At 65.2% G+C, this 26,263-nt stretch carries 25 protein-coding genes; 7 read left to right on the top strand and 18 right to left on the bottom strand.

Annotation, left to right across the window (positions count from 1 at the left end; all coding sequences use genetic code 11):
* Positions 1-19: 19 nt before the first annotated feature.
* From EN846_RS07335 to EN846_RS07325, 3 genes are all read right to left on the bottom strand, one after another.
* Entirely contained in the window at positions 20-1,192 is a 1,173-nt protein-coding gene (locus EN846_RS07335) for a CaiB/BaiF CoA-transferase family protein (RefSeq protein WP_135913825.1), read from the bottom strand.
* A 5-nt stretch (positions 1,193-1,197) separates the two neighbouring features.
* Positions 1,198-1,959: a 3-hydroxyacyl-CoA dehydrogenase gene (locus tag EN846_RS07330; protein WP_127393571.1), complete on the bottom strand. Its 762-nt coding sequence runs from the start codon at positions 1,957-1,959 to the stop codon at positions 1,198-1,200.
* Positions 1,960-2,157: 198 nt separating this feature from the next.
* Positions 2,158-2,694 (bottom strand): N-acetyltransferase, encoded by a 537-nt coding sequence (locus EN846_RS07325; protein WP_127393572.1) that lies wholly within the window; start codon positions 2,692-2,694, stop codon positions 2,158-2,160.
* 274 nt (positions 2,695-2,968) lie between these two features.
* Between EN846_RS07325 and EN846_RS07320 the strand changes: the two genes are divergently transcribed.
* Positions 2,969-3,958 (top strand): glutathione S-transferase family protein, encoded by a 990-nt coding sequence (locus EN846_RS07320; RefSeq protein ID WP_127393573.1) that lies wholly within the window; start codon positions 2,969-2,971, stop codon positions 3,956-3,958.
* Positions 3,959-3,960: 2 nt separating this feature from the next.
* Here the strand turns inward: EN846_RS07320 and EN846_RS07315 are convergent, their stop codons facing one another.
* Positions 3,961-4,434 carry an NUDIX domain-containing protein gene (locus EN846_RS07315; RefSeq protein WP_187331329.1) on the bottom strand — a complete coding sequence of 158 codons (474 nt, stop codon included), beginning with the start codon at positions 4,432-4,434 and terminating at the stop codon, positions 3,961-3,963.
* 98 nt (positions 4,435-4,532) lie between these two features.
* On the opposite strand from EN846_RS07315, the gene EN846_RS07310 reads away from it, so the two are divergent.
* A complete protein-coding gene (locus tag EN846_RS07310) occupies positions 4,533-5,468 on the top strand; it encodes a metallophosphoesterase (protein ID WP_128346111.1) in 936 nt (311 codons plus the stop codon).
* Here the strand turns inward: EN846_RS07310 and EN846_RS07305 are convergent.
* The 4 genes from EN846_RS07305 to leuA form a co-directional block, all read right to left on the bottom strand.
* Positions 5,458-6,075, bottom strand: a complete 618-nt coding sequence (locus EN846_RS07305) for a hypothetical protein (RefSeq protein WP_127282257.1) — start codon at positions 6,073-6,075, stop codon at positions 5,458-5,460. The two genes, EN846_RS07310 and EN846_RS07305, sit on opposite strands and share 11 nt — an antisense overlap.
* Positions 6,076-6,163: 88 nt before the next feature.
* Positions 6,164-6,946 carry an alpha/beta fold hydrolase gene (locus tag EN846_RS07300; protein ID WP_127391188.1) on the bottom strand — a complete coding sequence of 261 codons (783 nt, stop codon included), beginning with the start codon at positions 6,944-6,946 and terminating at the stop codon, positions 6,164-6,166.
* 132 nt (positions 6,947-7,078) lie between these two features.
* Positions 7,079-8,848 carry a hypothetical protein gene (locus EN846_RS07295; RefSeq protein WP_135858244.1) on the bottom strand — a complete coding sequence of 590 codons (1,770 nt, stop codon included), beginning with the start codon at positions 8,846-8,848 and terminating at the stop codon, positions 7,079-7,081.
* 182 nt (positions 8,849-9,030) lie between these two features.
* Positions 9,031-10,707, bottom strand: a complete 1,677-nt coding sequence (gene leuA, locus EN846_RS07290) for a 2-isopropylmalate synthase (protein WP_187331335.1) — start codon at positions 10,705-10,707, stop codon at positions 9,031-9,033.
* A gap of 456 nt (positions 10,708-11,163) precedes the next feature.
* Between leuA and EN846_RS07280 the strand changes: the two genes are divergently transcribed.
* Both EN846_RS07280 and EN846_RS07275 read left to right on the top strand, forming a co-directional pair.
* Positions 11,164-12,330, top strand: coding sequence for an ATP-grasp domain-containing protein (locus tag EN846_RS07280; RefSeq protein WP_127391191.1), 1,167 nt, complete (start codon positions 11,164-11,166; stop codon positions 12,328-12,330).
* Between the two features lie 3 nt (positions 12,331-12,333).
* On the top strand, positions 12,334-13,110 hold the full coding sequence (locus tag EN846_RS07275; protein ID WP_127391192.1) for an alpha/beta hydrolase-fold protein: 777 nt from the start codon (positions 12,334-12,336) through the stop codon (positions 13,108-13,110).
* 87 nt (positions 13,111-13,197) lie between these two features.
* Here the strand turns inward: EN846_RS07275 and EN846_RS07270 are convergent, their stop codons facing one another.
* From EN846_RS07270 to EN846_RS07255, 4 genes are all read right to left on the bottom strand, one after another.
* On the bottom strand, positions 13,198-14,286 hold the full coding sequence (locus EN846_RS07270; protein ID WP_127391193.1) for an AbrB family transcriptional regulator: 1,089 nt from the start codon (positions 14,284-14,286) through the stop codon (positions 13,198-13,200).
* A 79-nt stretch (positions 14,287-14,365) separates the two neighbouring features.
* Entirely contained in the window at positions 14,366-14,674 is a 309-nt protein-coding gene (locus tag EN846_RS07265) for a putative quinol monooxygenase (protein WP_127282250.1), read from the bottom strand.
* Positions 14,675-14,723: 49 nt separating this feature from the next.
* On the bottom strand, positions 14,724-15,512 hold the full coding sequence (locus EN846_RS07260) for an SDR family oxidoreductase (protein ID WP_127391194.1): 789 nt from the start codon (positions 15,510-15,512) through the stop codon (positions 14,724-14,726).
* 81 nt (positions 15,513-15,593) lie between these two features.
* A complete protein-coding gene (locus EN846_RS07255) occupies positions 15,594-16,031 on the bottom strand; it encodes a DsrE family protein (RefSeq protein WP_127391195.1) in 438 nt (145 codons plus the stop codon).
* Positions 16,032-16,196: 165 nt separating this feature from the next.
* Here EN846_RS07255 and EN846_RS07250 point away from each other — a divergent pair, with 165 nt between their 5' ends.
* Positions 16,197-17,279: a hypothetical protein gene (locus EN846_RS07250; RefSeq protein ID WP_127391196.1), complete on the top strand. Its 1,083-nt coding sequence runs from the start codon at positions 16,197-16,199 to the stop codon at positions 17,277-17,279.
* A gap of 115 nt (positions 17,280-17,394) precedes the next feature.
* On the opposite strand, the gene EN846_RS07245 is transcribed toward EN846_RS07250, so the two are convergent.
* From EN846_RS07245 to EN846_RS07225, 5 genes are all read right to left on the bottom strand, one after another.
* Positions 17,395-18,342: a cation diffusion facilitator family transporter gene (locus EN846_RS07245; protein ID WP_127282246.1), complete on the bottom strand. Its 948-nt coding sequence runs from the start codon at positions 18,340-18,342 to the stop codon at positions 17,395-17,397.
* Positions 18,343-18,347: 5 nt separating this feature from the next.
* Entirely contained in the window at positions 18,348-20,537 is a 2,190-nt protein-coding gene (locus tag EN846_RS07240; RefSeq protein ID WP_127391197.1) for an anthranilate synthase, read from the bottom strand.
* Between the two features lie 238 nt (positions 20,538-20,775).
* On the bottom strand, positions 20,776-21,831 hold the full coding sequence (locus EN846_RS07235; protein ID WP_127391198.1) for a succinylglutamate desuccinylase/aspartoacylase family protein: 1,056 nt from the start codon (positions 21,829-21,831) through the stop codon (positions 20,776-20,778).
* 101 nt (positions 21,832-21,932) lie between these two features.
* Complete coding sequence (locus EN846_RS07230) at positions 21,933-23,309, bottom strand: FAD-containing oxidoreductase (protein WP_127391199.1); 1,377 nt, start codon at positions 23,307-23,309, stop codon at positions 21,933-21,935.
* Positions 23,306-23,767 carry a DUF4126 domain-containing protein gene (locus tag EN846_RS07225; RefSeq protein WP_127391200.1) on the bottom strand — a complete coding sequence of 154 codons (462 nt, stop codon included), beginning with the start codon at positions 23,765-23,767 and terminating at the stop codon, positions 23,306-23,308. Before EN846_RS07225 ends, EN846_RS07230 begins: the two co-directional genes overlap by 4 nt.
* A 129-nt stretch (positions 23,768-23,896) precedes the next feature.
* Between EN846_RS07225 and EN846_RS07220 the strand changes: the two genes are divergently transcribed.
* Positions 23,897-24,454, top strand: coding sequence for a sugar O-acetyltransferase (locus tag EN846_RS07220; protein ID WP_127391201.1), 558 nt, complete (start codon positions 23,897-23,899; stop codon positions 24,452-24,454).
* Positions 24,455-24,472: 18 nt separating this feature from the next.
* On the opposite strand, the gene EN846_RS07215 is transcribed toward EN846_RS07220, so the two are convergent.
* Positions 24,473-25,465: a helix-turn-helix domain-containing protein gene (locus tag EN846_RS07215; protein WP_127391202.1), complete on the bottom strand. Its 993-nt coding sequence runs from the start codon at positions 25,463-25,465 to the stop codon at positions 24,473-24,475.
* Positions 25,466-25,589: 124 nt separating this feature from the next.
* Between EN846_RS07215 and EN846_RS07210 the strand changes: the two genes are divergently transcribed.
* Positions 25,590-26,237 (top strand): cysteine hydrolase family protein, encoded by a 648-nt coding sequence (locus EN846_RS07210; RefSeq protein WP_127391203.1) that lies wholly within the window; start codon positions 25,590-25,592, stop codon positions 26,235-26,237.
* The last annotated feature ends 26 nt before the right edge of the window (positions 26,238-26,263 follow it).

The raw sequence follows: 26,263 nt of genomic DNA, 5'->3' as shown, positions 1-26,263 counted from the left end.
GATTTTTCTGCTCCGCTTATCATCCGATCACGCCGGATTTGACAAGGGCCGCAATCTCGCTTCCGGCGACGCCGAAACGCGCAAGAACCGTCTCCGGCTTGAGATCACGATCGGTCGGCGCGGCGCCGATCGTCGACGGCGCTTGCGAGAAGCGTGGCGCCGGAGCGGGGCGATCGAGGTCGCCCGATCTGACAAAGGCGCCACGGGCGCGATTGTGCGGATGGTCTCTGGCTTCCCGCAAGGACAGCACCGGCGCGACGCAGGCATCAGTCGCGGCGAAGACCGTCTCCCAGTCGTCGCGCGTCTTCTGCCTCATGCGCGCGGCGATTTCGGCGCGCATCGCCGGCCAAATGGCCCTGTCGTACTGGCCATGCGCGAAACGCTGGTCGAGCGGCAGCAGCCTGGCGAATTCGGCGAAGAAGCGGGGCTCGAGGCAGCCGACCGCGACATGGCGCGCGTCCGCCGTCTCGTAGGTGTCGTAGAAGGGCGCGCCGGAATCGAGCAGGTTGACGCCGCGTTCGTCCCTCCACAGGCCGGCGGCCATGAAGGCGTGCACCGGCGTTGCCAGCATGGAAGCGCCTTCGACCATGGCGGCGTCGATCACCTGGCCCTTGCCGGAACGCGAGCGCTGGAACAAGGCGGCGAGCACGCCGGCGATCAGCATCATGGCGCCGCCGCCATAATCGGCGACGAGGTTGAGCGGCGGGACCGGCGGGCTTGCCTGCCTGCCGATGGCGTGCAGCAGGCCGGAATCGGCCAGATAGGTGATGTCGTGGCCGGCGCGGTCCGAAAGCGGCCCGTCTTGACCGAAACCGGTCATGCGGCCGTAGATCAGCGCGGGATTGCGCGCCAGCGCCGCATCAGGTCCAAGGCCAAGCCGCTCCATGACGCCGGGCCGATAGCCCTCGATCAGCATGTCGGTCTTTGCGACAAGACCGAGCAGCAGTTCTCTGCCTTCGCCGCGCTTGAGATCGATGCGCAGGATGGAGCGGCCGTGGCGGTCGAGATCGTATTCGGCCGGCAGATCCAGCAAAGGCGGACTTGCGCCGATGCGCTCGATGCGCAGCACCTCGGCGCCCATTTCCGACAGTATCAGCCCCGCCAGCGGCACCGGACCGAGACCGGCCATCTCGATCACCGTCAGACCGGCCAGCGGACCGGTCTTTCCGGCAGCGGAAATGCCGGTGTCCATCGCGGCTATTTGGGGGCCATGCGGATGGCGCCGTCGAGGCGGATGGTTTCGCCGTTCAGCATCTGGTTCTCGACGATGTGCAGCGCAAGTGCTGCATATTCTGAAGGCTCGCCGAGGCGGGACGGGAACGGCACCGCCGCGCCCAGCGAATCCTGCACCTCCTGCGGCATGCCGGCCATCATCGGCGTCCGGAAGATGCCGGGCGCGATGGTGCAGACGCGGATGCCGGAACGGGCGAGATCGCGGGCGACCGGCAGCGTCATGCCGACCACGCCGCCCTTGGAGGCCGAATAGGCAGCCTGGCCGATCTGGCCGTCATAGGCGGCGACCGATGCCGTGTTGACGATGACGCCGCGCTCGCCGCCATCCAGCGCATCGAGCTTGGCGGCGCGGTCGGCAACGAGGCGGATCATGTTGAAGGTGCCGATCAGGTTGATCTCGATCACCTTGCGGTACTGGTCGAGCGGGTGCGGGCCGTCCTTGCCGATCGTCTTCACGCCGATGGCGATGCCGGCGCAATTGACGAGGATGCGCGGCTCGCCGAGTTTTTGCGACACGTCCGCGATCGCGGCGGCGGCGCTGTCGCCGCTGCTGACGTCGCACTGGACGGCGATGCCGCCAATATCGTCGGCGACCTTCCTGGCGCGGTCGATGCCGACATCGAGGATGGCGACGCTGGCGCCCTTGGCGGCGAGGGCACGCGCCGTCGCCTCGCCGAGGCCGGAGCCGCCGCCGGTGACGATCGCTATCTGGCCATTCGGGTTCATGCCGGCATCCTTCACGCTTTTCCGGTCATGCTACGAAGGACGCCGCGAAGGCGCAACGGCAGACGGGGTCAATCGAAGTTTCAATCGAGATCAATCGGCATGCGCCGTTTGACCCGGGGATCGATTGGCATGCGCCAATCGACCCGTGGATCAATCGTACCGATTGACCGGGATCAATCGTGCCGATTGACCCGTGGATCAGGCTATTGCCGGAATTTGTTCGGGCAAACGCGCCTGATCCGCATGGCCGACCTCGCCCGTCAGTTTGGCCACGGCGCCCGGCTTGATTTCGTGGTGAAGCAGCCTGTCGAGATCGACGGGGCGCGGCATGGAAATCTGACCGCGCGGGAAGCGTTTGAAGCCGAGCGGGCCATAATAGGGCTCGTCGCCGACCAGGATCACGGCCGGTGCGCCGGCCTTGGCGGCGGCTTCCAGCGCGATCGCCACAAGCCGGCGGCCGATGCCGAGATTCTTGAAGGCGGGGCGCACCGCAAGCGGTCCGAGCATCAGCGCGCGCCCGGCGCCGGCGGCGATACGCGTCATCCGCACCGAGGCGACGACGGTGTCGCCATCGACGGCGACGAAGGACATCGCGCGATCATGCCCTCCGGCCTCGCGGATCTTGTAGGCGGCAAGCACGAAACGGCCCGGCCCGAAGGCCTCGTCGTTAATGGCTTCGACCTCGGGGTCATGCGCCGGGGTTTCCGGCAGGTATTCGACGTCGGCAAGGCTCATGGTCTTCGCGTTCCGGTATGCGAGGAAAGGTTTGCTGCAAGCGGCAGCGTTCGCCAGTCAGCGCTTCATCAAGCGCGGGCGCCCTTTCGTCGTCGGTCGAACCGGATTGTGGCAAAGTCCAACATGCGGGTTTTCCGCTAGCATCAATTTCCGGCCGCTGCAATCCGCCGTTTTCGTTCGCCGATTCCGGCAAAGTGACGGTCTGTTCAGCAGATCGCGTCTTCGGGATCGCCGCCGTACGCCTACATGCACCTCAAGCGTCAAGGAGATTTGCATGGGATTGCTGGTCGAAGGCAGGTGGCAGGATCGCTGGTACGAGACGGCCGACAATGGCGGCAGGTTCGTGCGGGCGCAGTCGCAATGGCGCGACTGGGTCACGCCCGACGGCGCGCCGGCCGAAGGCCGTACGCGCGGCTTCAAGGCCGAGCCCGGCCGCTACCATCTTTATGTCTCGCTCGCCTGTCCGTGGGCGCACAGGACGCTGATCTTCCGCGCCCTGAAGGGCCTGGAAGACGCAATCTCGGTCTCCATCGTGCACCATTTCATGGGTGCGCACGGATGGACCTTCCTTGCCGAAGACGGCGCCACCGGCGACACGCTGCATGGTCTCGATTTCCTGCACCAGGTCTACAGCAAGGCCGATCCGGCCTATTCGGGCCGGGTGACGGTGCCGGTGCTGTGGGACAAAAAGGAAGAAACGATCGTCTCGAACGAATCTTCCGAGATCATCCGCATGCTCAATTCGGCTTTCGACGAATGGGCCGACAAGAGCGTCGATTTCTATCCCGAGGCGCTGCGCGGGGAGATCGACCGCGTCAACGCACTGGTCTACCCGGCCATCAACAACGGCGTCTATCGCGCCGGCTTCGCCACCACGCAGGCCGCCTATGAGGAGGCGTTCGAAGAGCTGTTTTCGGCCCTCGACAGCCTGGAGGGGAGGCTGTCAAAGCAGCGCTATCTCGTTGGCGGCCGCATCACCGAGGCGGACTGGCGGCTGTTCACCACGCTGGTGCGCTTCGATCCGGTCTATGTCGGGCACTTCAAGTGCAACCTGCGCCGCATCGCCGACTATCCGAACCTGTCGAACTATCTGCGCGACCTCTACCAGGTACCCGGCGTCTCGAAGACGGTCAATCTGCATCACATCAAGGCGCACTACTACGGCAGCCACAAGACGATCAACCCGACGGGCATCGTACCGGTCGGGCCGGAGCTCGGCTATGCCGCGCCGCATGACCGGGCGCGGTTCGGGAAGGCTGCCTAGAGTTACCAATAAGGCGAGATCTCGGCCTTCGCGAAAATCTCGGCGATCCGCCGCAGCGTTGCAGGCGTCGTCGCTTCCGGCAAACGGTCGAGCGGGAAGAAACCCGCCTCGGCGATTTCGTGGTCGGGCAGTTTCGGCGCGGTCTGTTTGAAGCTCTCGATCAGATAGAAGCCAACATGGTCGCGCTTGCTGGAGCGACGGTTGAAATGCACCGACTTCAGCACAGGCGCGGCCGTAATCGTGATGTTGCCCTCCTCGGCCAGCTCGCGCGCCAGGGCCTCCAGAAGCGTTTCGCCGACCTCGACGCCGCCGCCCGGCAGCTGCCAGCCGGGCACATAGGTGTGGCGGATCAGGAAGACGCTGTTCGAGGCGCGATCGTGGACCAGGCCGCGCACACCGAGCGTCATCGGCCGCCTGAGCAGGAACAACAGATGGAACAGTCTTGCCCTGAGGCCCGGCCAGCCGGTCTGACGCATGGCCTGTTCCGGATCGAGGGGTTCCGTCACCGGGAGAACCGCGAGCCGGCGCAAAACCATGAGTGGAAAGCAGGCAGCGGCTCGCTTATGAAGAAGCTATGTTCAGGCTCGCGCATATTTCCGATGTCCATCTGGGGCCGCTTCCCGGTGTAACCTATCGCGAACTCGCCTCCAAGCGCGTGGTCGGCTACGTCAACTGGCAGCGCAACCGCCGCCGCCACATGCATGACGCGGTGATCGACACGATCGTCGCCGACCTCAAGGCCAGCCAGCCGGACCACCTCGCCGTCACCGGCGACCTGGTCAACCTGGCGCTCGACGGCGAGATCGAGATGGCCAGGCACTGGCTGGAGACGCTGGGCTCGCCCGACGACGTTTCGGTCGTGCCCGGAAATCACGATGCCTACGTGCCGGGCGCCTTCGACAAGGTCTGCCGGTCATGGGCGGCGTGGATGAGCGGCGACGGCACCGGCGGGCCGGTCGACCGCAATGCCTTTCCCTATCTGCGCGTGCGTGGCAATGTCGCGCTGATCGGCGTTTCGACGGCGCGCGCCACCGCGCCGTTCATGGCCAATGGCTTCTTCAGGGCAGGCCAGGCGCGAAGGCTCGGCAAGATACTGGACGCAACGGCCGGCAGCGGCCTGTTTCGGGTGGTCATGATCCACCATCCGCCGGTGCGCGGCGCCGTTTCCCAATACAAGCGCCTGTTCGGCATAGAGCTCTTCCAGCGGACGGTAAATCGGCATGGCGCCGAGCTTGTCCTGCACGGCCATTCGCACGATCCGAGCCTGTTCTTCATCGGCACTCGCGGTGTCAGGATCCCGGTCGTCGGTGTCGCCGCGGCCGGGCAGGGGCTCGGCGGCAGGCACCCGGCGGCGCAGTACAATCTGGTCGACATCGAAGGCGAAAAGGGCGACTGGCAGGTCCGCCTGACCCGGCGCGGGCTGACTGGACCGGCAATGCCGCCGTCGGACCTGCAAGTGATCGAACTGGGAGCCGATGCCGAGGCATCGCGCCCATTGGTCAAAAGCTGATTTTCATCGCCGCGAGACGATCCCAGAACAGCACGAGCGATACGGCAAGCCCGACCAGTGCGCCGGCCGCAATCAGGCCGAGACCGGACAGGACAGCCGACCAGGCCCTGCCGCGCCGGGCCGCCCGCAAAGGCGGTTCGGCTTCCGTCACCAAGGCGCGCTGCAGCCTCGGGATGGCATGTTCGGCACCGCCTTCCATCATCCGCTGTCGCTCGACGACGCGCTCTGCCACATAGCGTGTCACCTGATCGGCGACGACCTTCATCTCGCTCGATTCAGCGAGGACCACGCGGCCGATGCGCGTGTCCCTGAGGAAGCGATAGGTGCGACGGTCGCGGCCCATGGCGACGTGGCTGACGGCATCGATCCACAAGCGCGGCTGCAGACCGGACGAGACCGCGAAGTCGAAATTGTCCATGTCGGTGGGCACCTCGGCAAAGACAGGGGCGAGCTCGGCGGCAAGCAGATCGAGCCGCATGCGGTGCGCATCGCGCATGTCGACGACGATATCGTCGCGATCGGCGAAAGCGTTCTTCACGTCGCGGATGGCGTCGGACAGCTTGTGCGACGCCTCGATCGGGGTGGTCTTCTCGCCTGCGTCCTTCATCGGCGGCTGCCTCGCGGTTGGTTAACAGGGGGTTAACACAGTCGCCGGCAAAATGCACTGCCGAGATGGCGGTTCAGCCCTGCCGCCCTTACGCCATGGCCGAGCGCCTGGGGCGCCGACTTGTGTTGCGACGCACGGCGGAAGCGACCAGATCGGATGCTTCCTCGACCAGCATATGGCCGGCTTCCAGCACATGATGCAGGTGAAAATGCGCCGGCAAGTCGTTGGCCTGGGCAACCGGCAGCATGGCGTCGTCCGTGCCCCAGACCACCATCACCGGCATGGCGAGCGTGCCCAACTGTTCGCGCGGAATGGCGCCTTGCCGATCGTCCCTGGTCATGACGGCGGCGATCTCGACAAGCTTCTGTACCTGACCGGGGCGTTCGCGCATCTCGGCAAGCGTATCCACGATGTCTTCCGGGGGCAGGTCCCCCGGTCCGGACATGGCGGCCAAACAGGTACGGACCTCATTTCTGCCGGCGGCAGCCGCATAGCGGCGCAACAGCGGCCCGTTGATCTCCGTGCCAAATCCACCCGGCGCCAGAAGCGTCAGCGAGGCTACCCTTTCGGGCTCGCTCAACGCCATCAGGGTCGCGACCGCGCCGCCCATCGAATGGCCGACGAGATGCACTTTCTTCCTTCCGCGTGTCGCCAGGTCGGCGAGAATGGCCTTGGCGGCGGAGCGCGCCGATGTGCCTGGGACACCGAGTGAAAGGCCGTGGCCGGGCAGGTCGTAGGCAAGCGTCCGCAGGCCGGGAGACAGCGTCGAGATCACCCGGCGCCAGACATCATGGCACCCGCCAAAGCCGTGCAGGAAAACGACAACCTTCGAGCCGGCGCCCCGTTCGGCGGCATAAACGGAAGAATCCATGAAAATATATGAGTTTGTCCAAGCCCAAGCGACCGAACGGCCGCCCGGTAGTCAAATTGTGGCTCGATTGCTCCTTGTCCAGAGCAACAGTCAGTAAATTTTCTGCGATCAGCCGCGCCGGTCTAATACAATTTAGCTGGGGTTACCAAGGCCTGCTGCCTGCAAAGCTTGGACCAACCTGTCGGTGAGATCGGCGGGGTATTTCCGGTCGACGAAGGTCGCGCGCGGATCGGCGGCGAATTTCGGGAATTTGGCGACGAGTTCGTCGACCAACTGGCCGGCCAACTGGTCGCGGCCGGCAAGCTTGGCGCCGATCAGGCGCGCGGCCAGATAATGCGACTTGGTTGCGGTCGTCCGCAACGATTCACTGGCGATGGCAGCCTGCCTCGTATCGCCCAGCATGAATGCGCCGACAAAAAGTCCGTAGTCCCACCATGTCGGATGGCCGCTGAAGGTCTCGACGGCGTGCGCCATGATAGGGGTGCCTTCGCTGTACCTGCCGGCGAAGACCAGGCCGTAGCCGTAGGCCGCGGCCATGCCGAGATCGTAAGGGTTCAGCTCGTGGGCCTTGCGCATCCAGCGTATTGCTTCATCCGTATTGCCGAGGCGCGAATTGAGATAGCCATAGGCGCGATGCGCATAGGGGCTGGTCGGGCCGATCTGCACGGCACGATGGGCAAACGACATCGCCTGCTCGATCGTGGCGCCGGAGGGATAGGCGTAGTGATCGGTGACGGCCTCGAGATGCAGGGAGGCAAGCTCTGAATAGACGAGTGACGATCGCGCACCCTGGCGGGCCAGATCCTCGAGGCAACGGTAGGCGGCCTCATGCGTCGTGGCGCTTTGGTCGAGATAGTATCTGTCGTTGAGCACCAGGCATTGCGTCAGGCCGGTGCCGAGACCGCCTTGATCGATATAGCCGTAGATGGGCCCGGAGGCAGGAATGGTCGAGGTCAGTATGTTGGCGACGCTGTCCTCGACGGCGTCCGGCGCATTGTCCTCGGCCGTCAGGTTGCGCGACAGAAGCACCCTGCCGGTGGCGACGTTCTGCAGTTCGATCGTTACGTCGCTCGGCGTGGGTCCAGGCACGATGTCGAATACGAAGCTGGTGGCGTCGGCGGCCGGATCGTGGGTGCCGTCGGCGTCGCGTCCGATGAAGTCTATGGTGTCGAAACCGGCAAGGCCGGAGCGCAGCGAAGCTGCGACGCGTGCAGCTTCCGGACTGCTCGCCTTCACGGCGATGTAGATCAAAGGCAGGTTCTCCGCCGGCGGCGAAGCGACGCTGCTGGTCGCCGTCGTCTCGACCGTCGAGGCGGTATCCCCGCCGCCAAGCAAGGCATCGCCGCCCTGGCGAAGGATGAGCACGCCCAGCATGGCGATGACGAGGGCGATCGCGCCCCAGAAAAAGCGCAGGTGGCGGGTGAGCGATGGAGCAGGCGCCGAAGCCGCGGGCGACATCAGCGGCGCGGCCTCGGCAAGACCCGGCCCTTCGGGCAATCCCGACGGGACGCTGGCCGGTGCCGCGCCCTCCGCCTGCCTTTGCTCGGCCGGCAGGCGAATGGCATTCAGCTCATAGGAGGGAACATAGCCGCCGCGCGGGATGGCGATACGCACCGGTTCGGCAATGCCTTCATTGGCGAAATAGTGCTGCAGAAGCTCGCGCAGCCTGCCCGCCTGCACGCGCACCACGGCATCGGTCGACGGATCGAAATCGCCGTCCCGGCCGAAAACATCCATGGCGATGGAGAAGCCCTTGAGTCGGTCGGCCTCGCCGGCCTGCTCGCGCTCGACCAGATAGCGCAGCAGCTTTCGGGCACGCTCCGAGCGTCCGAATGTTTCGCTGGCAAGCAGTCGCTCAAGTGTCTCGCGCACTGCGGGGGCGGCAGGCGTGGCATGCTGCAAGTGTCGAACCTCTCGAAGTCGGCACAGGTTAGGGCGCGATCATATAGTGATGGGACTGCCGCACAAGCATACTTGTATTATGCTATCGCGTAAGCCACCGGATAATTGCCCATGGTTAACGGGGCCGGTATCGCAATGCGTGCGGAGCGCCGCGGACGTGCGACGCTCCGGGTAGGCATTGATCAGCCCGCCTTGCGGCCGACGATGCGGTTGGCGGCCGAGACCACAGCCTCCAGCGAAGCGGCGACGATGTTGGTGTTGATGCCGGCGCCGAACAGCTTGCCGCCGGGGTGCTCCATCTCGACATAGGAGATGGCGGAGGCATTCGAGCCGCGCTGCAGCGAATGTTCGGAATAGTCGAGCACCGACATCTCGACGCCGACATGCCGCGACAGCGCATCGACGAAACCATCGATCGGGCCGGTGCCGGTGCCGGTGATGGTCACCTCCTTGCCCTTGTCGAGGATCACCGCCTCGATCACGCGCCGGCCCTTCACCTCGGTGTCGGGATAGGTTTGGTGGTCGATGAATTTCAGCCGGGCGCGGGGCTGGTCGACATAGGTATCGAGGAAGCGCTCATGGATGCGCTTGGCCGGCACTTCCTTGCCTTCGGCGTCGGTGATCGCCTGGATGGCCTGGCTGAACTCGATCTGCAGGTTGCGCGGCAGATTGAGGCCGTAGTCGGCCTGCAGCACATAGGCGATGCCTCCCTTGCCGGACTGCGAGTTGATGCGGATGATCGCCTCATAGGTGCGGCCGACATCGGCAGGGTCGATCGGCAGATAGGGCACTTCCCAGAGCGGCGTGTTGGCCTTCTTCAGCGCCTTCATGCCCTTGTTGATGGCATCCTGGTGCGAGCCGGAGAAGGCGGTGTAGACCAGCTCGCCGACATATGGATGGCGCTCCGGGATTTTCAGCTGGTTCGAATATTCATAGACGTCCTTCATCCGGTTGATGTCGGAACAATCCAGCTCAGGATCGACGCCCTGCGTGTACATGTTGAGCGCCAGCGTGACGATGTCGACATTGCCGGTGCGCTCGCCATTGCCGAACAGCGTGCCCTCAACGCGGTCGGCGCCGGCCATCAGGCCGAGCTCGGTGGTGGCGATGCCGGTGCCGCGGTCGTTGTGCGGATGCAGCGAGACGATCAGGTTCTCGCGATTGTCGAGATTGCGGCACATCCACTCGATACGGTCGGCGTAGATGTTGGGCGTCGACATCTCGACCGTCGAAGGCAGATTGATGATCAGCTTGTTTTCAGCCGTCGGCTTCACGATCTCGGTTACCGCGTTGCAGATCTCCAGCGCGACTTCGAGCTCGGTGCCGGTGAAGCTCTCCGGCGAGTATTCAAAGCGATAGCCGCCGCCGGCCTTTGCCGCCATGTCGGTGATCATCTTGGCGGCGTCGGTGGCGATGCGCTTGATGCCGGCAACGTCCTTTTCGAAGACGACGCGGCGCTGCAATTCGCTGGTGGAGTTGTAGAAGTGCACGATCGGGTTGCTGGCATCCTTCAGCGCCTCGAAGGTGCGGGTGATCAGCTCCGGGCGGCATTGCACCAGCACCTGCAGCGAGACATCGGCCGGCACGTTGCCTTCCTCGATGCACCAGCGGGCGAAATCGAAATCGGTCTGCGAGGCCGAAGGGAAACCGATCTCGATCTCCTTGAAGCCCATGTCGAGCAGCAGCGCGAACATGCGCGCCTTGCGCTCATGGCCCATCGGGTCGATCAGCGCCTGGTTGCCGTCGCGCAGGTCGACCGAGCACCAGATCGGCGCCTTGTCGATGACCTTCGACGGCCAGGTGCGATCGGTGAGGCCGACGGTCGGGTAGGGCTGGTATTTGCGAGCGGCGTCCGTCATGCCCTGGGCTGACCGTGTCATGCCCTTCTCGGCATGGTCGGCCTGGATGTCTTCTCGTGCGTTCATCGTCATCTCTCCCGGCGGCTCGCGGATCCGCCTTCAGACGGATTGGTGCCGAGCGGCGCCTTTACCAAAGTTTCGTTCGCTTGATGTGACTTGCCAACTGGCCAAGGAGCGTGCGCGTAAGCGGCGATTTCGACCGCCGGGCGCTCCTTCAGCGAACCCGGCGATCGCCGATAAGGCCGAGAAGAAGCAGAGTGGAAGCAAGCGCGCGCACGGTCTCGCCGGCAAAGCCGGTCGGACGGGAAGCGACGGAGGAAGCGCGCGTGTTCATGGCGGTTCTCATACAGGAGCGGCATTCGAGAGGCAAGTGCCGGCGCGGGCAGGCTCTTCCCCACGTCCGGCAAATGCGCCAAACTCGCAGGACGAGGCAGCGACGCCGGGGGAGGCCCATCCATGAATTTTGTGTTCTTCTCGCCGCATTTTCCGGCCAATGGCGCCGACTTCTGCGATCGGCTGAAGAAGGCCGGCGCCACCGTGCTTGGCATCGGCGATGCGCCTTATGAGGCGCTGAGCGGAAAACTGAAGGCGGCGCTGTCGGAATATTACCGCGTCGCCGACATGGAGGACTACGAGCCGGTGTTCCGGGCAATGGGCCATTTCATCCACAAATGGGGGCGCATCGACCGTTTCGAGTCGCTCAACGAGCATTGGCTGGAGTTGGAAGCCAACATCCGGACCGACTTCAATATCTTCGGCACCAAGCTCGATTTCGTGAAGAACCTGAAGCGAAAGAGCCGCATGCGCGCCTTCTTCCGCAAGAGCGGCGTCGAGACCATTCCGCAGCGCAAATGCTCCGATCGGGCGGGCGCCATGACCTTCATCCGCCGCGTCGGCTATCCGGTGGTGGTGAAGCCTGATTCCGGCTCGGGCGCCTCGAACACGTTCAAGATTTCCAATGCGAAGGAGCTCGACCAGTTCTTCCGGGACAAACCGGAGGGCGTGACCTTCGTCATGGAGCAATTCATCGAGGGGCTGGTGGTGACGTTCGACGGTCTGGTCAACCGCGACGGCGAGGTGGTGCTGGCGGCCAGCCACCGCTACGACCAGAGCGTCATGGAGGTGGTCAACCGCGACCGCCACATGAGCTACACCTGCTTTCCCGAAATCAGCCCGGCGGTGGAAGAGGCGGGCCGCAAAATCCTCAAGGCGTTCGACGTCCGCGAGCGGTTCTTCCACATCGAGCTGTTCGAGACCAAGGACAAGCGCGTCATCGCGCTCGAGGTCAACATGCGCCCGCCGGGCGCCTGGATGACGGATGCCATCAACTACACGTTCGACGTCGACGTCTATGCGGCATGGGCCGACATGGTGGTCAAGGACGCCGCCGGCGGACCCTACGAAGGCAAGTATTTCACCGCCTACGCCAGCCGCAAACGCCACCTCCACTATTTGCACAGCCATGCGGACGTGCTAGCCGCCCATGGCGACAAGATCGTCCATCACCAGGCCATCGAAGAGGTTTTCAGCCGCGCCATGGGGAATTACGCCTACCAGATGCGTTCGAAGGACCAGACGGCGCTGCGCCAGGCGGTCGACTACATCCACGCGGAAAAGGCGTGAGCGATGGACGTGTCCTACCACAAGGGGTTTGCCAAAAATCTCGGCCGCGACATGGAGTACAAGCGATACGGCCACGCCGGCCGGCCGGTCGTGGTGTTCCCGACCTCGCAAGGGCGCTTCTACCAGTTCGAGGATTCCGGCGGGGTGGGGGCGCTGGCCGAGTTCATCGATACAGGCCGCATCCAGCTGTTCACGCTCGACGGCATCGATTCCGAATCCTTCTTCGACAAACATGGCGATCCTGCGCAGCGTATCGCGCGTCATGAAGCCTATTTCCGCTATGTGCGCGAGGAAGCACTGCCGGAACTGCAGTCGATTGCCGCCAAGGCCAATGGCGGGCGCAATCTGAAGCCGCTGTTCTCTGGCTGTTCGATGGGCGGCTATCATTCGTCGAACTTCGTCTTCCGCTTTCCGGAACTGGCCAGCGGCGTCATTGCGCTGTCCGGCGTCTATTCGACCCGCGATTTCTTCGGCCGGTCGCTCGAGGGCAGCATCTTCTTCAACTCGCCGCTCGACTATTTGCCGGGCATCGTGGACCAGAAGCTGCTCGGCCGGCTGCGGGCGCTGAGGCTGATCTTCTGCTGCGGGCAGGGCGCCTGGGAAGAGCGCATGCTGATCGAAACGCGCGAACTGGAACAGGTGCTGCGCGACAAGTCCATCCCCGCCTGGGTCGACTATTGGGGCGGCGATGTCAGCCATGACTGGCCATGGTGGCACAAGCAGCTGGTCTATTTCTTCGGCCGCTGGCTGGACGAGGACCTGATGAAGCGGCTGGATTGAACCGCAACCGACCCGGTCCGCGGTTTTGCGAAGCTTGCCGATGCCGGCGGCCCAAGGGCCTTTCCAGGCAGGTTCGGGCGCTTTGCCTTATTCCTTGATGCTTCTCGCCACCAGCCGCGCCACGCTCGGGCCGACGAGCAGCACGACGAGGAAGCGGGCCGACTGCAGCGCCATGACGAAGGAAATGTCGACGTTCTGCGCCGCGGCGGCGATGATGGCGACGCTGTCCATGCCGCCGGGGCTGGTCGCCAGATAGGCAGTGAGCGGATCGATGCCGAGCACGCGGCTGATGACGAATGCCATGCCGCCGCAAAAGGCGATCAGCGCCACGATCGAGCCGATGATCTGCGGCAATGCGCGGGTCGCGTCGCGCAGGATCGGCCGGGTGAAGTTCAGGCCGATCGACCAGCCGATCAGGGCGTAGCTGACGGCGAGCAGCCATTGCGGCAATTGCATCTCCACGCCGAAGCCGAGATGGACGATGGTGCCGAAGATGAAGGTGCCGAGGAAGAACGGCGACGGCAGCCGGCAAAGCCGACCGAGCAGGCCGCCGACAAGCGCGACAGCGAGCATCGCGGCAAAAGCCTTCCATTCGATCGGCGGGAACCAGACGATGGCCGGGGCTTCGATGCCCGATGTGTCGACCCACATGCGGGCGATCAGCGCCGCGGTCATCGAGACGAAGATGACGCGCAGATACTGCATGAAGGCGACGAGCCGCTGGTCGGCGCCGAAGGCGCCCGCCATCAGCACCATGGCCGTGGCCGCTCCCGGCGACGAGCCCCAGACGGCCGTGGTGCCGGGCAGTATGCGCCAGCGGCTGATCAGCCAGCCAAGCAGGCTGGAGGCGGCGACGGTCGCAATCACGGCGCCAAGGAAGAGCGGCCATTCCTTGTAGAAGACGGGGAAGATGTCGGCGGAGATCGAAGCGGCGACGAGGCAGCCGACGACGGCTTGCGCCGAGCCGAACAAGGGGCGAGGCACGCGCACCGTGGCGCCGTTGGTTCCGGCGAGGATCGCCGCCAGCATCGGTCCGATCAGCAGCGCCGCCGGCAGAGCAGCGACTTCCAGCGCGCCGGCGAACAGCAGCGAGAGCGCCAGCAGCACCAGCCACTGCCGGGGCGGACGGAGTCGCGCCATGCGTTCAACGGGCGGTTGTTCCGGCGAGGAGTCCATACCCGGCTCTTAGACCGGGCGGGGACAAATGCGAACCCATTTCCCGCGCAAAAGTCCTGATTTGCGTTGCTCCAGGGCGTCAGCCGGTGTTGCCGGCGGGCAAGCCGAAGCCGCCGACGGGATGGGTCTCCACCTGGAATTCAAAACCGGCGATGAAGGGCCGCGCCTTGGCGATCGCCGCCTGGACTTCCGGCAATTGCAAGGACGTCTTGTGGCTCGCCTGGTCGGTCCACACCTCGGTGACCCAGATCGCGTCGGCATCGGCGGGGTCGGTGGCGATGATGTAGCTCAGGCAACCGGGCAAGGCGCCGGTGCTTTCGCGCAGCACGTCCATGACCGCATCGCGCTGACCGCGCGCCGCCCGCATCTTGCCGATCAGTCCGTACATTTGCCCATGTCTCCTTACGGTTGCGCGACAAGAGTATGCAGTCGGCGCCTCACGGCATCAACTGGCCACCGTTCACCTCGATCACCTGGCCGGTGATATAGCCGCTCAACAGGTCGGACGACAGGAAGAGATAGGCGCCGACGCAATCCTCGGCGGTGCCGGCGCGCCCCTGCGGAATGGTGGCGACCATGCCCTTCATCTGTTGATCGGTCGAATAGCGTTCGTGGAAGGGCGTGGCGATGGTGCCCGGCGCCACGGCGTTGACGCGGATGCCGAAGCCGATCAGTTCCTTGGCCATGCCGCGGGTCACGTTGGAGACGAAGGCCTTGGCCGAGCCGTAGAGACCGGCACCACCGCCGGCGCCATTGCGGGCGGCGATCGAGGAGGTGTTGACGATGAAGCCACCCTGGCGCTTCAGCCAGGGTATCGCCTTGCGCGAGGCGGTGAGCACGGACCGCGCGTTGAGATCCATCACCGCGTCGTAATGCGCCTCGGTCTGCTCGGCATAGGCAATCCGGCCGAGCATGCCGCCGGCATTGTTGACCAGCCCGTCGAGGCGGCCGAAATGGCTGGCACTCTCCTCGACGACACGCTCGACATCGGCGGACACCGAGAAATCACCCTGGGTGAGGAAGACCTCGCCGCCGCGGTCGCGGATGATGCCGGCGAGCCTCTCGGCGGCCTCGCGGCTCGCATTGTAGTGGAGCGCGACGCGGCATTTCTGCTTCGCATAGGCCAGTGCAAGGGCGGCGCCGATGCCGGTCGAAGCCCCGGTGACCAGCACCGCTCTATCTGCGAGATCCGGGATGACAAGGGCAGAGCTAGCGGTCGCCGGCATTTCGATCCTCCGAATTTTCGCCCGTCCTTCGTAGGACCTCGCCGCCCCGGTATTCAAGCCCCCGGTCGTAACCCCGGGACTCTAGGGCCTGAGATAGACATAGCCCTGGCGCTGCAGTTCGGCGAGCTTGACGACGCCGCCCTTGTCGGCAACCTGGAAGCCGGCGAGCAGGTCGGCAAGCGTGATGTCCATGCCATGCATGGTGTTGCCGCAGGCTTGCGGAACCAGCCCCTGCTGGACCAGCCCGGCAAACCGGCTGGACGTGGCGCCGGATGCGGCCTTGGTCTTAAAGGCCGCAAGGGCCGGGCCATGCACGACAAGCACGATGTCGACATTGCCGCCGGTGCCTTCGTAGTGGTTCTTGATGTTGCCGAGGACGAAATTGGCCTTGTCGACGTCGCTGAGGTGATAGGCGACCTTCAGCCTTTCCTCCTCCGCGGCAGCCGCCTTGACCTGGCGCAGTCCGAAAAGGCCGGCGGCCCCGGCAAGACCGACACGGAAAATATCTCGGCGCAGCATCGCTCTTCCTCCACCAGCCGGGCACTATGGCCTTGCGTGGCCCCGGCCTCGCTAACCATTTGTTTCTACGCAATTCCCTATGGAAAACAGTTACACGCTTTTCCCGGAACTGCTCCTAGACTAGCATGAATCGCAGTCACGTCCTGTCGGTGGGAGGAGGGTCACATGACGTCGAGGATAGCGGTGGGCGCGGCGCTTGGCGCTGCATTGTTCGTTGTCGGCGCGGCTCTTGCCGACGACACTCCCAAGCTGACGGAACTCAGCCCCAACGGCGCCGATGCCTGTTTCGGACGCGTCTACGACGCGGCGCACCTCAAGGCGCATCCAAAGCAGAAGGTGGCGCGCATCTTCTTTTACTATGGCCACGATCCGGTCAGCCGGCCGAACGAGGAGCCGAGCACGTTTGGCGGCGCCGCCTATGATGGCTTTCTCACCACCACGGTGCGCGGCACCAAGAAGCCGGAATGGGCAGCTGGCTGGTGCAATCGTCAATCCGAGGACGGCAAGAGCGGCCCGATCCATTGCGGCATGGAATGCGACCGCACGCTCGCTTCACTCAAGGTCGACGACAAAGGCCGGCTGATCGTCTCCAACGTACAGCCCGATGTCTATCTGGACGCCGGCGCGGAGGAGGAACTCGGCACGGCGCAGTACAACAAGCAGGCGCTGGGCAGCGAGGACGACAATTTCCGCCTCGACCCGATGCCGGCCGCGACCTGCAAGGCGGAATTCGCGCGCATCGATCCGATCGATCCGGCGCTCGGGGCGCCATTGCGGGAGCGGCTGAAGCCCGACCAGGCGTTCTGCTATGGCCGCGATTACGATGCCGCGCATCTGAAGTCGCACCCCGACCAGGTGACGCAGTCGATCCGGGTTTTCCGCGGGCCGGTCGAACTCGCCTCCTACGCTTCAGGCGGCGATGTGGCCAACTGGCCGGACGGCGCCGACATCGCCGTTTCGGTGACGACCAGGCTGAAGTCGGGCAAGGTCACGCAGACCTATTCCTGCCGGGGCGAGGCCGACCAGTGGCGCTGCGCGGCAAGCTCGAAGATGAGCGATTTTGCCTGCGACGTCTCGCAGAAGGAGATTTTCCTCAAGCGCGGCGCCAACGGCACGATGATGCTGGCCAACCCCAACAGCGCGCTTGCCATCGTCGATCTCTGCTCGAAGGCGGCGGATGGCAAGACGAAGTCCGACGACAAGGTCTATCGGCTGAACCCAATGCCGCAGTCGGCCTGCGCACCGTAAGGTCTGTCGTTTCAGGTGATGCCGGCCTGCGAACGGCAACTTCCTGCGCTTCCGGTGCTCACGTACTTCAAGTACGCTCCGCTCCGGTTCTCGCATCAACAGACCTTGCTCGAGATCAAGCGAACGGCACCGCCGTCGTGCCCTTGGGCAGCTTCGCCTCATCGTCCGGCTCGACATGGATGGTGACGCGGACCGAGGGGATTTCGGCCTTCAGCGCGTCCTCGATGCGGTCGCAGATGACATGGCTGTCGCCCACCGTCATACCGGCGTCGACGACCATGTGAAATTCGATGAAGGTGGCGCGGCCGGCGATGCGCGTCTTGAGGTCGTGCACCTCAAGCGCGCCCTTCGAATTGGCCGAGATGATGTCGCGGATGCGCATATGCTCCTGCGTATCCACCGCGCGGTCCATGAGGCCGCTCAGCGATTCTCCGGTAAGCTTCCAGCCCTGGTAGAGGATGTTCAGCGCCACGAGCAGCGCAAGCAGCGGGTCGAGGATCCGCCAGCCGGTCATCACCGCGGCAACAAGGCCGACGATGACGCCGACCGAAGTCAGCACGTCGGTCATGATATGCTGACCGTCGGCGACCAATGCCGGCGATCGTTCGGCGCGGCCGTTGCGGATCAGCACCAAGGCCCAGGCGGCGTTGACCACAGCGGCGCCGCCGTTGATCATCAAGCCCTCCCAGGGCTGTTCGATCAATGCCGGGTTCTGCAGCGACTGCCACACCTTGGCTATGATCAGCATCGCCGCCACGACGATCAGCACGCCCTCGAGCACCGCCGAAAAATATTCAGCCTTGTGATGACCGAAAGGATGGTCGCTGTCGGCTGGTTTGTGGCTGATGCGGATGGCCCAGAGAGCGGCGGTCGCCGTGATGACGTTGACGATCGATTCCAGCGCGTCGGAATAGAGGGCGACGGAGCCGGTCATCTGCCAGGCGACAAACTTCAGCCCCATCACCAGGAAGGCGATGACGATCGACCAGAAGGCAAGGCTGGCAACCTTGCGCTTGGCTGCGGCTTTTGCCGCGGCCGCCGCCATGTCTTCCGTTGCGGCCATCGCTGCTAGGCTGCCTTTTCCTTGGCCTTGCGCGGCAGATGCGCAACGATGTTCTCGATGATGCGCATGCCGGCATTGTGGCCGAGCGTCATGATCGATTCCGGATGGAACTGCACGGCGGCGATCGGCTCCTTGCGGTGCTCGAAGGCCATGATGACGCCATCCTCGGTCTCGGCGGTGACCAGGAAATCGTCGGGCAGGCGCACCGGATCGGCGAAGATCGAGTGGTAGCGGCCGACGGTCACTTCCTTGGGCAGGCCGGAGAAGATGATGCCCGGCTTGGAGACGCGGATGCGCGACGGCTTGCCGTGCATCGGAATGTGCAACTGCCTGAGTTCGCCGCCATAGGCCTCGGCCAGCGCCTGCAGTCCGAGGCAGACGCCGAAGATCGGCAGGTCGCGGGCGCGCGCCTTCTTGATCGTGGCGGCACAGTCGAAATCCTTCGGCGTGCCGGGTCCGGGCGACAGCACGACGAGGTCGGGCTTCAGCCGTTCGAAAACCTCTTCCGGCACCGGCGTGCGCACGGTGGAGACATTGGCGCCGGTCTGGCGGAAGTAGTTGGCGAGCGTATGGACGAAGGAGTCCTCGTGGTCGACCAGCAGGATGTTGACGCCGTCGCCGACGTGCGCGGTGGCGCGTTCGGCACCGGCCGCATTGCCGGTCTTGGCGTCGCGGATGGCGGAGAGCATGGCGGATGCCTTCAGTTCGGTTTCGGCTTCTTCTTCCTCGGGAATGCTGTCGAAGAGCAGCGTGGCGCCGGCGCGCACCTCGGCGATGCCGTCCTTGATGCGGATGGTGCGCAGCGTCAGCCCGGTGTTCATGTCGCCGTTGAAGTTGACCATGCCGATCGCCCCGCCATACCAGGCGCGCGGGCTCTTCTCGTTCTGTTCGATGAAGCGCATGGCCCAGAGTTTCGGCGCGCCGGTGACGGTGACCGCCCAGGCGTGCGACAGGAAGGCGTCGAAGGCATCCATGCCCTCGCGCAGCCGCCCCTCGATATGGTCGACGGTGTGGATCAGGCGCGAATACATCTCGATCTGGCGGCGGCCGATGACACGCACCGAGCCCGGATCGCAGACGCGAGATTTGTCGTTGCGGTCGACGTCCGAGCACATGGTGAGCTCGGACTCGTCCTTCTTGGAGTTGAGCAGCTTCAGGATCTGCTCGGAGTCCGAAATGGCGTCGTCGCCGCGCTTGATCGTGCCCGAGATCGGGCAGGTCTCGACGCGGCGGCCATTGACGCGCACGAACATCTCCGGCGAGGCGCCGATCAGATATTCGCCCTCGCCGAGATTGATGAAGAAGGAATAGGGCGACGGGTTGATCGATTTCAGCTTACGGGAGATCTCGGAAGGCTCGGTCTCGCAGCGCTCGTAGAACATCTGGCCGGGCACCACCTCGAACAGATCGCCGCGCTTGAAGCTCTCCATCGCCCTCCGCACCAAATTGGCGTATTCGCCGGGCTCGTGATCGCCGCGCGGCGGGATGCGGTCGGCGGTCCTGAACGGCTCGACGGCGGCGTCGCGGTCCAGGCCTTCGGTCGAAAATCCCTCGCCGGAATAGTCGTAGCGGTCGGTCCAGGCCTTGGTCGAATAATGGTCGACGACCAGGATCTCATCGGGCAGGAACAGCACCAGGTCGCGCTGGCTGTCCTTGCGCTCGAGCTTGTAGTCGACCGGGTCGAACTGGAAGGCGAGGTCGTAGCCGAAGGCGCCATAAAGCCCGAGATTGGCGTCTTCCTCGGTCTTGAACAGGGCGGTGATGGCGCGCAGCACCGTGAACACCGAAGGCACGCGGCTGCGCTCTTCCTCGGTGAAGACACGGCCGGGCTTTGCCACATCGAGGCGAATGAGCTTCCTCGTGGACTCGGCGATCGTTACCTCGCTTAATCCGGCGAGCGTCTTGCCGATCACCGGCAGCAGCGCCTCGCCACGGCCGTTCAGCGCCTCGATGCGCATGGCGCGGCCGCGCGCCGAGATCACCAGCGGCGGGTCGATGATGGCGGTGTCCCAGCGCGTGTAGCGGCCCGGATATTCGTAATTCGAGGAGAACACCGCGCCGCGCCGCGAATTGAGGCCATCGACATAGGCGTCGATCGCCCCGTCATAGGGCCGGTCGTGGCGCTCGCGCGTTATCGTCACGCCGCCGGCGGTGACGAAGCGCTCGGCCCCGTTGTCCAGAACTTTTGTCGTCATTGCCGTCTCCATCAGCGTTTTGGGCAACGGACCCGGGAATGGCTTAAAAAACAAATGGCCGCCCGGACATTCCGTTGCGGCCACCCTCTCTATTCACGCGCACGCGTTCGAACAGGCCGCTGTCAGCGAGCCCACCACCAAACAGTCTTATTCGAGCGCATGTTCATGGGATTCCCATAGCGGCGAATGGACGGCCGCGCAACTGGATTCCACGAAGCTGGTAAAGGGCCTGCCTCTCTCAGTCCTCCAGCGTTCCCGACCTTGCGTCGTCGCTCCTTTTGTCGCCGACCAGCTTCAGAAGGTCTTCGCCGGCGCGGATGATGCGCCGCGAACGCCTGGTCAGGATAAGGCCGGCCTGGGGCGCGAACACTTCCATGCTGCCGCCCGTTTCGCCCGGGGCGTGGACGATTTTGGCGAGCCGCGCTCCCTTGGCGACGCGGTCGCCGGGCTTCACGTCATAGACGACCGCGCCACCCTTCGGCGCCGGCATCATGTCGATGTTTTCCAGCGGCGCCACGGTGCCGGTGAAGGCGCCGGGCGTGGCCAAGGCGGGATCGGCGACAACGCCGCGCGCGACCAGCAGCCGATAGAGCCCCTCGGCATCGGAAGCGGCCAATTCGCCGTCTACGTCGAGTATGCCGCGATACTCGACCGTGGTGGCGACCCGCCGGTCAAAACGCGCGACTTCGGCAGGAACGTTCTGATAGGGCATGATCGAGGCGCCCTCGAAGGTGCCGTCAGTGTCCTCGTTCCACAACAGCACCGCATCGACGCCCATGGCCGCCGCGCAATCGGCCATCGCCGGCCACAGGCTGGTGTGGATGTAGAGGTAAGGCAGGCCCTCGTCGTCGCAATGCAGGTCGAGCACGATGTCGTGGCCGAGCGAGAGTTGCAGCAGTCGCGACTTCAGTCGCTGGTCGGGTGTGGCAAGAGTCGTATCGGGCAAAAGCGCGGTGTCGGGGGCGGCAAGCAGCGGGAAGCCGCGGTTGAAATTGGTGCGCGTGCCAAGATGGAAGCGGCCCTGATGCTCGCCGAAATGGTACTGGGCGCGGCCGATCGGGTTGGCCCAAGGCACGATGGTGATGGCGCCCATGATGCGGCCCTCGGCTTCGGCCCTGGCGAGCATCGGCATCAGCGCGTCGATGGCGACCACGCCCGGCAGCTCGCCGGCGTGGAGTGCCGCCTGCAGATAGGCCGAAGGCGCCGCCTTGTCCGTTCCCTCGAAGCGGAGGACCGGGAATTCGTAGGAAACACCCTCGCTGTCGCCGGCTATGCGTTCGATCGATCTGTGCATGGAGGCCTCCGGGAAAGAGGCGAACCCATGCACTTTTGCGATTGCGCTGTCGATTGGTCCAGGCCGAGGCGCTATGGGCGCAAACCACGCCGATGGCGACACTAGGCCAGCGGCTTCAGCTCCTGGGCTATGGTCGGCAGAAGCTCGGAGACGTTGGGGTGGATGTGCATGGCACGCGCCAGCGTCGATATCGGCGCCTTGGCATACATCAGGTCGAGCACCGAGTGGATCACCTCGTCGCCGCCCGGACCAAGCACCGAGCAGCCGAGGATCTCGCCGGTGTCGGCGTCGGCCAGGATCTTCATGAAGCCCTGCGTCTCGCCCTTTTCGACGGCGCGGCCGACGCGGGTCATCGGCCGCTGGCCGACCAGCGCGCGGCGGCCGGATTTCCTCACCGCGGCCTCGGTCATACCGCAGCGGCCGAGCGGCGGATCGATGTAGAGCGCATAGGCCTCGATGCGGTCGCTGACCTTGCGCGGATCGTTGTCGAGCAGGTTGGCGGCGACGATCTCGAAGTCGTTGTAGGAGGTGTGGGTGAAGGCGCCCTTGCCGTTGCAGTCGCCCATCGCCCAGATGCCGGGCACGGTGGTGCGCAACTGGTCGTCGACGACGACGAAGCCGCGCCTGTCGACCTCGACGCCGGCCTTGTCGAGACCGAGATCGTCGGTGTTGGGGTTGCGGCCGAGCGCCAGCAGCACATGCGAACCGACGGCGGGCGGCTTGCCGGCGGCGAAGGTGACGGCGACATCGCTGCCCTGCTTGGCAAAACTGATGTCGTCGGCGCCGAGATGCACCGTGATGCCTTCGTTCTGGAGGATCGACAGGATGGCGGCCGAGACGTCCTCGTCCTCGCGGCCGGTCAGCCGCGGGCTCTTTTCGATCACCGTCACCTCGGAGCCGAAGCGGCGGAACATCTGCGCGAATTCGAGCGAGATGTAGCTGCCGCCGACGACGACGAGGTGGCGGGGCAGCACGTCGAGATCCATCATCGAGGAATTGGTGAGGTAAGGCACCTCCTCGACGCCGGGCAGGTCGGGAACGGCGGCGCGGCCGCCGGTGTTGAGGAAGATCTTCGGCGCGGTCAGCAGCTCGTCGCCGACGCGCACGGTGTTGGCGGACTCGAAACGCGCATGGCCGCGGTAGAGCGTGCATTTCTCCATGCCCGCGATCCAGGTTTCCAGTCCCGTGCGGGAAGCGCCCGACACCTTGTCCTTGCGCGCCTTGATCGCTTTGTAGTCGACGCCCACCGGGCCGGATAAGGTCACGCCATAGTCGGCGGCGCGGCGGGCGAGATGGGCGGCGTAGGCGCTCGCCACCATCGTCTTGGTCGGGATGCAGCCGGTGTTGACGCAGGTGCCGCCGACGAGCTTGCGCTCGACCAGCGCCACGCTCATGCCGGCCGCGTTCAGCCGGCCGGCGAGCGGCGTGCCGGCCTGGCCGGCGCCGATGATGATGGCGTCGAAGGTTTTTGCCGTCATGCCACGGCCGCCACGATCAGCAGGCCGCCGATGATCGCGACGGCGTCCTCGATGAAGGCGGCGGGCGGGTCCTTGCCGAAAGCAGCCGCCAGCCGGCCGCGGAACTCGGCGCCGCCGAGCGTGCCGATCACGGCGCCGATGGCGCCGGCGATCAGGCCGCCGATGGTGGCGCCGCCGGTCGCGCCGAGCACGGCGCCGCAAAAGGCGCCGATGATGACGCGGGCGCCGAACTGCTGCGGCACCTTGCGGCTCGGCGTCGACGGCAGCTGGTCGGTGACCAGCTCGGCGACCCCGAGGATGGTGGAGATGCCGACGGCGATCCAGTGCCCCATGAAACTCGCCCAGGTGCCGGCGACCGGCAGCCAACCGAGCCAGGCGCCCCAGGCGGTGACGGCAAGTGCCGTTCCGGCGCGGAGCCCGGCAACGACCCCGATCAGCAATGCAAGCAGATAGAGCATGATTGACCCCCTCGATGTCAGGACCTCGCAGTCCGGCGCGAGCAAGCTAGCATAGGCCGGACATTTGGCCAGCAGGCTTTCGCCCAGCAAAGGATTGTGCTTTGGCAGTAATTCGATGGAGACGCGGCCATGACGACAAGTGAGCGCATGAAGATGGCGGCGGGCGAGTGGTACACTTGCCTCGATCAGGAACTGGAAGCGCTGCGCGTCGCCGCGCGCGATGCGGTGTTCGAGCACAACGGCCTGCCGCCCCGGCAGCGCGGCGACATCGGCCCGGCCTTGCGGTCATTGTTGGGAAGCACGGGCGAGGGGGCGCGCATCGAGGGGCAGTTCCACTGCGCCTACGGGTTCAACCTCTTTCTAGGCGATGGTGTCTTCCTCAATGCCGGCTGCACAGTCCTCGATACGGCGCCGGTACGCATCGGCAAGCGGACGCTGCTTGGGCCCAACGTGCAGATCTACTGCGCCGAGCATCACCGGGAGGCTGCAGGAAGGCAGGCGGGCCTGGAGATCGCCAAACCGGTGACGATCGGCGCCGATGCCTGGATCGGCGGCAGCGCCATCATCCTCGGCGGCGTCACGATCGGCGATGGTGCCATCGTCGGCGCTGGCGCCGTGGTTACCCGCGACGTCGCAGCGAACACCACGGTGGTCGGCAATCCGGCGCGTCCGGTCAGGCAGCGTTGAGCGGCTTGCCGGTTCGGGTCAAAGCACTGCGGCGTGTGTCGGCCTTTTGGCGCCGGCACTCCTGGAGAACTCGCGCCGATATTGCATCGGCGAGGTCTTGAGCCGCGCGGAAAAATGCTGGCGCAGCGAGGTGGCGCTGCCGAAGCCGGCTTCGAAGGCCACCGTATCCATCGATTTCTCCGTCGCCTCCAGCAGCCTCTGCGCCAGCGCGATCCGCTGGTCGGCCAGCCAGTCGCCGAAGCTGGTGCCGATCGACTTCTGGAAGCGGCGCGTGAAGGTGCGGCGGGTGAGGCCGGCCGCCTCGGCGACGCTGTCGAGGCTGTGCGCCTCGCCGAGCGTCGCCCGCACCTTGTCGAGGGCCTGCGCGAACCGGTCGGCGGTCGGGGTCGGCGCCAGCGGGCGCTCGATGAATTGCGCCTGGCCGCCTTGCCGGTGTGGTGACAGCACGACATGCCGGGCAAGCCGCAACGCCACTTCCGCGCCGTAGCGGGCGCGCACGATATGCAGACAGCAGTCGAGCCCGGCGGCGACGCCGGCCGAGGTTACGATGTCGCCATCGTCGACGTAGAGCACGTCGGCGTCGACGGCGATGTCGGGATGGAGCGCCTGCAGCCTGTCGGTATAGGCCCAGTGCGTCGCCGCCTTGCGTCCGCCGAGCAGTCCCGCGGCGGCGATTGCGAACGTGCCGAGGCACAGCCCCACGATCAGCGCGCCGCGCCGGTGGGCGCGGCCGAGCGCCTCGGCTAGCACCGCCGGAAGCGGGTCTTCGAGATCCTTCCAGCTTGGAATGATGACGATGTCGGCATCGTCGAGTGCCGCAAGCCCATGCGGGACGGCGATGGTCAGCCCGGCGTCGGTGTGGATCGGTCCCTCCTCCATAGCGCAGACGCGGAAATCGAAGCGCGGCAGGCCGAGCCTAGTGCGGTCCGTGCCGAACACCAGGCAAGGCACGGAGAGGTGGAAGGGGCTGATGCCGTCGAAGGCGATGACGGTGACGATCGGGTCGGCCATGGGAGCTCCGGGAGAAACAGGCAAGATTGTCCCAATTCTTTCGCATGATGTCAATCGGGACACTTTTGCCGCGTTGGCGCCGGGCCTAGCTTCTGCCCATCAACCCGGTCGAAAGGAGATCGCCATGTCCGCACCAGCCAATGCCGCCCAGCCGCGCCGCGCCCTCGTCGTCGTCGACGTCCAGAACGACTATGATGGCGGCAACCTCGCCATCCAGCATCCGCCGTTCCGCGACAGCGTCGTCAATGTGGCGCGCGCCATGGACGCGGCGGCGGAAGCCGGCGTCAAGGTAGTGGTCATCAAGCAGATGGCGCCGGAGACCTCGCCGATCTTCGCCAAGGGCAGTCATGGCGGCGAGCTGCATCCCGAGATCGCCGGGCGAAGTCGCGACCATTATGTCGAGAAGACGCTGCCCTCAGCCTTCACCGGCACCGATCTCGAGGCGTGGCTGCGCGCCAATGCCATCGATACGATCGCGGTCGTCGGCTACATGACGCACAATTGCGACCTGTCGACCATCATCCATGCCGTGCATATGGGCTTTGCGGTCGAGTTCCTGTCCGACGCCAGCGGCTCGGTGCCATACGCCAACAGCGCCGGCTATGCCTCGGCCGAGGACATCCACCGCGTGGTCACCATCATCCTGCAGTCGCGTTTCGCGGCGGTGCTCAAGACCGCCGAGTGGGTCGACTGCCTGAAGACCGGCGCCTTGCCGGAGCGCGACACGATCTTTGCCTCCAACCAGCGCGCGCTGGCGCGCAATGCAGCGTAGCCGCGCTCAAATCCGCAAATGAAAAG

Source organism: Mesorhizobium sp. M4B.F.Ca.ET.203.01.1.1 (assembly GCF_004791025.1).
Classification (GTDB): Bacteria; Pseudomonadota; Alphaproteobacteria; order Rhizobiales; family Rhizobiaceae; genus Mesorhizobium; species Mesorhizobium abyssinicae.
This window is presented reverse-complemented; position numbering and strand designations above follow the sequence as displayed.

What these genes read in the sequence shown, in the direction of transcription:
- EN846_RS07245 (WP_127282246.1), bottom strand. Translation starts at nt 18,342, where the DNA reads ATGGCCGCAACGGAAGACATGGCGGCGGCCGCGGCAAAAGCCGCAGCC.
- EN846_RS07330 (WP_127393571.1), bottom strand. Translation starts at nt 1,959, where the DNA reads ATGAACCCGAATGGCCAGATAGCGATCGTCACCGGCGGCGGCTCCGGC.
- EN846_RS07300 (WP_127391188.1), bottom strand. Translation starts at nt 6,946, where the DNA reads ATGGATTCTTCCGTTTATGCCGCCGAACGGGGCGCCGGCTCGAAGGTT.
- EN846_RS07225 (WP_127391200.1), bottom strand. Translation starts at nt 23,767, where the DNA reads ATGCTCTATCTGCTTGCATTGCTGATCGGGGTCGTTGCCGGGCTCCGC.
- EN846_RS07230 (WP_127391199.1), bottom strand. Translation starts at nt 23,309, where the DNA reads ATGACGGCAAAAACCTTCGACGCCATCATCATCGGCGCCGGCCAGGCC.
- EN846_RS07235 (WP_127391198.1), bottom strand. Translation starts at nt 21,831, where the DNA reads ATGCACAGATCGATCGAACGCATAGCCGGCGACAGCGAGGGTGTTTCC.
- EN846_RS07210 (WP_127391203.1), top strand. Translation starts at nt 25,590, where the DNA reads ATGTCCGCACCAGCCAATGCCGCCCAGCCGCGCCGCGCCCTCGTCGTC.
- leuA (WP_187331335.1), bottom strand. Translation starts at nt 10,707, where the DNA reads ATGACGGACGCCGCTCGCAAATACCAGCCCTACCCGACCGTCGGCCTC.
- EN846_RS07250 (WP_127391196.1), top strand. Translation starts at nt 16,197, where the DNA reads ATGACGTCGAGGATAGCGGTGGGCGCGGCGCTTGGCGCTGCATTGTTC.
- EN846_RS07260 (WP_127391194.1), bottom strand. Translation starts at nt 15,512, where the DNA reads ATGCCGGCGACCGCTAGCTCTGCCCTTGTCATCCCGGATCTCGCAGAT.
- EN846_RS07310 (WP_128346111.1), top strand. Translation starts at nt 4,533, where the DNA reads ATGTTCAGGCTCGCGCATATTTCCGATGTCCATCTGGGGCCGCTTCCC.
- EN846_RS07265 (WP_127282250.1), bottom strand. Translation starts at nt 14,674, where the DNA reads ATGTACGGACTGATCGGCAAGATGCGGGCGGCGCGCGGTCAGCGCGAT.
- EN846_RS07315 (WP_187331329.1), bottom strand. Translation starts at nt 4,434, where the DNA reads ATGCGTCAGACCGGCTGGCCGGGCCTCAGGGCAAGACTGTTCCATCTG.
- EN846_RS07280 (WP_127391191.1), top strand. Translation starts at nt 11,164, where the DNA reads ATGAATTTTGTGTTCTTCTCGCCGCATTTTCCGGCCAATGGCGCCGAC.
- EN846_RS07275 (WP_127391192.1), top strand. Translation starts at nt 12,334, where the DNA reads ATGGACGTGTCCTACCACAAGGGGTTTGCCAAAAATCTCGGCCGCGAC.
- EN846_RS07255 (WP_127391195.1), bottom strand. Translation starts at nt 16,031, where the DNA reads ATGCTGCGCCGAGATATTTTCCGTGTCGGTCTTGCCGGGGCCGCCGGC.
- EN846_RS07270 (WP_127391193.1), bottom strand. Translation starts at nt 14,286, where the DNA reads ATGGACTCCTCGCCGGAACAACCGCCCGTTGAACGCATGGCGCGACTC.
- EN846_RS07220 (WP_127391201.1), top strand. Translation starts at nt 23,897, where the DNA reads ATGACGACAAGTGAGCGCATGAAGATGGCGGCGGGCGAGTGGTACACT.
- EN846_RS07335 (WP_135913825.1), bottom strand. Translation starts at nt 1,192, where the DNA reads ATGGACACCGGCATTTCCGCTGCCGGAAAGACCGGTCCGCTGGCCGGT.
- EN846_RS07325 (WP_127393572.1), bottom strand. Translation starts at nt 2,694, where the DNA reads ATGAGCCTTGCCGACGTCGAATACCTGCCGGAAACCCCGGCGCATGAC.
- EN846_RS07320 (WP_127393573.1), top strand. Translation starts at nt 2,969, where the DNA reads ATGGGATTGCTGGTCGAAGGCAGGTGGCAGGATCGCTGGTACGAGACG.
- EN846_RS07240 (WP_127391197.1), bottom strand. Translation starts at nt 20,537, where the DNA reads ATGACGACAAAAGTTCTGGACAACGGGGCCGAGCGCTTCGTCACCGCC.
- EN846_RS07305 (WP_127282257.1), bottom strand. Translation starts at nt 6,075, where the DNA reads ATGAAGGACGCAGGCGAGAAGACCACCCCGATCGAGGCGTCGCACAAG.
- EN846_RS07215 (WP_127391202.1), bottom strand. Translation starts at nt 25,465, where the DNA reads ATGGCCGACCCGATCGTCACCGTCATCGCCTTCGACGGCATCAGCCCC.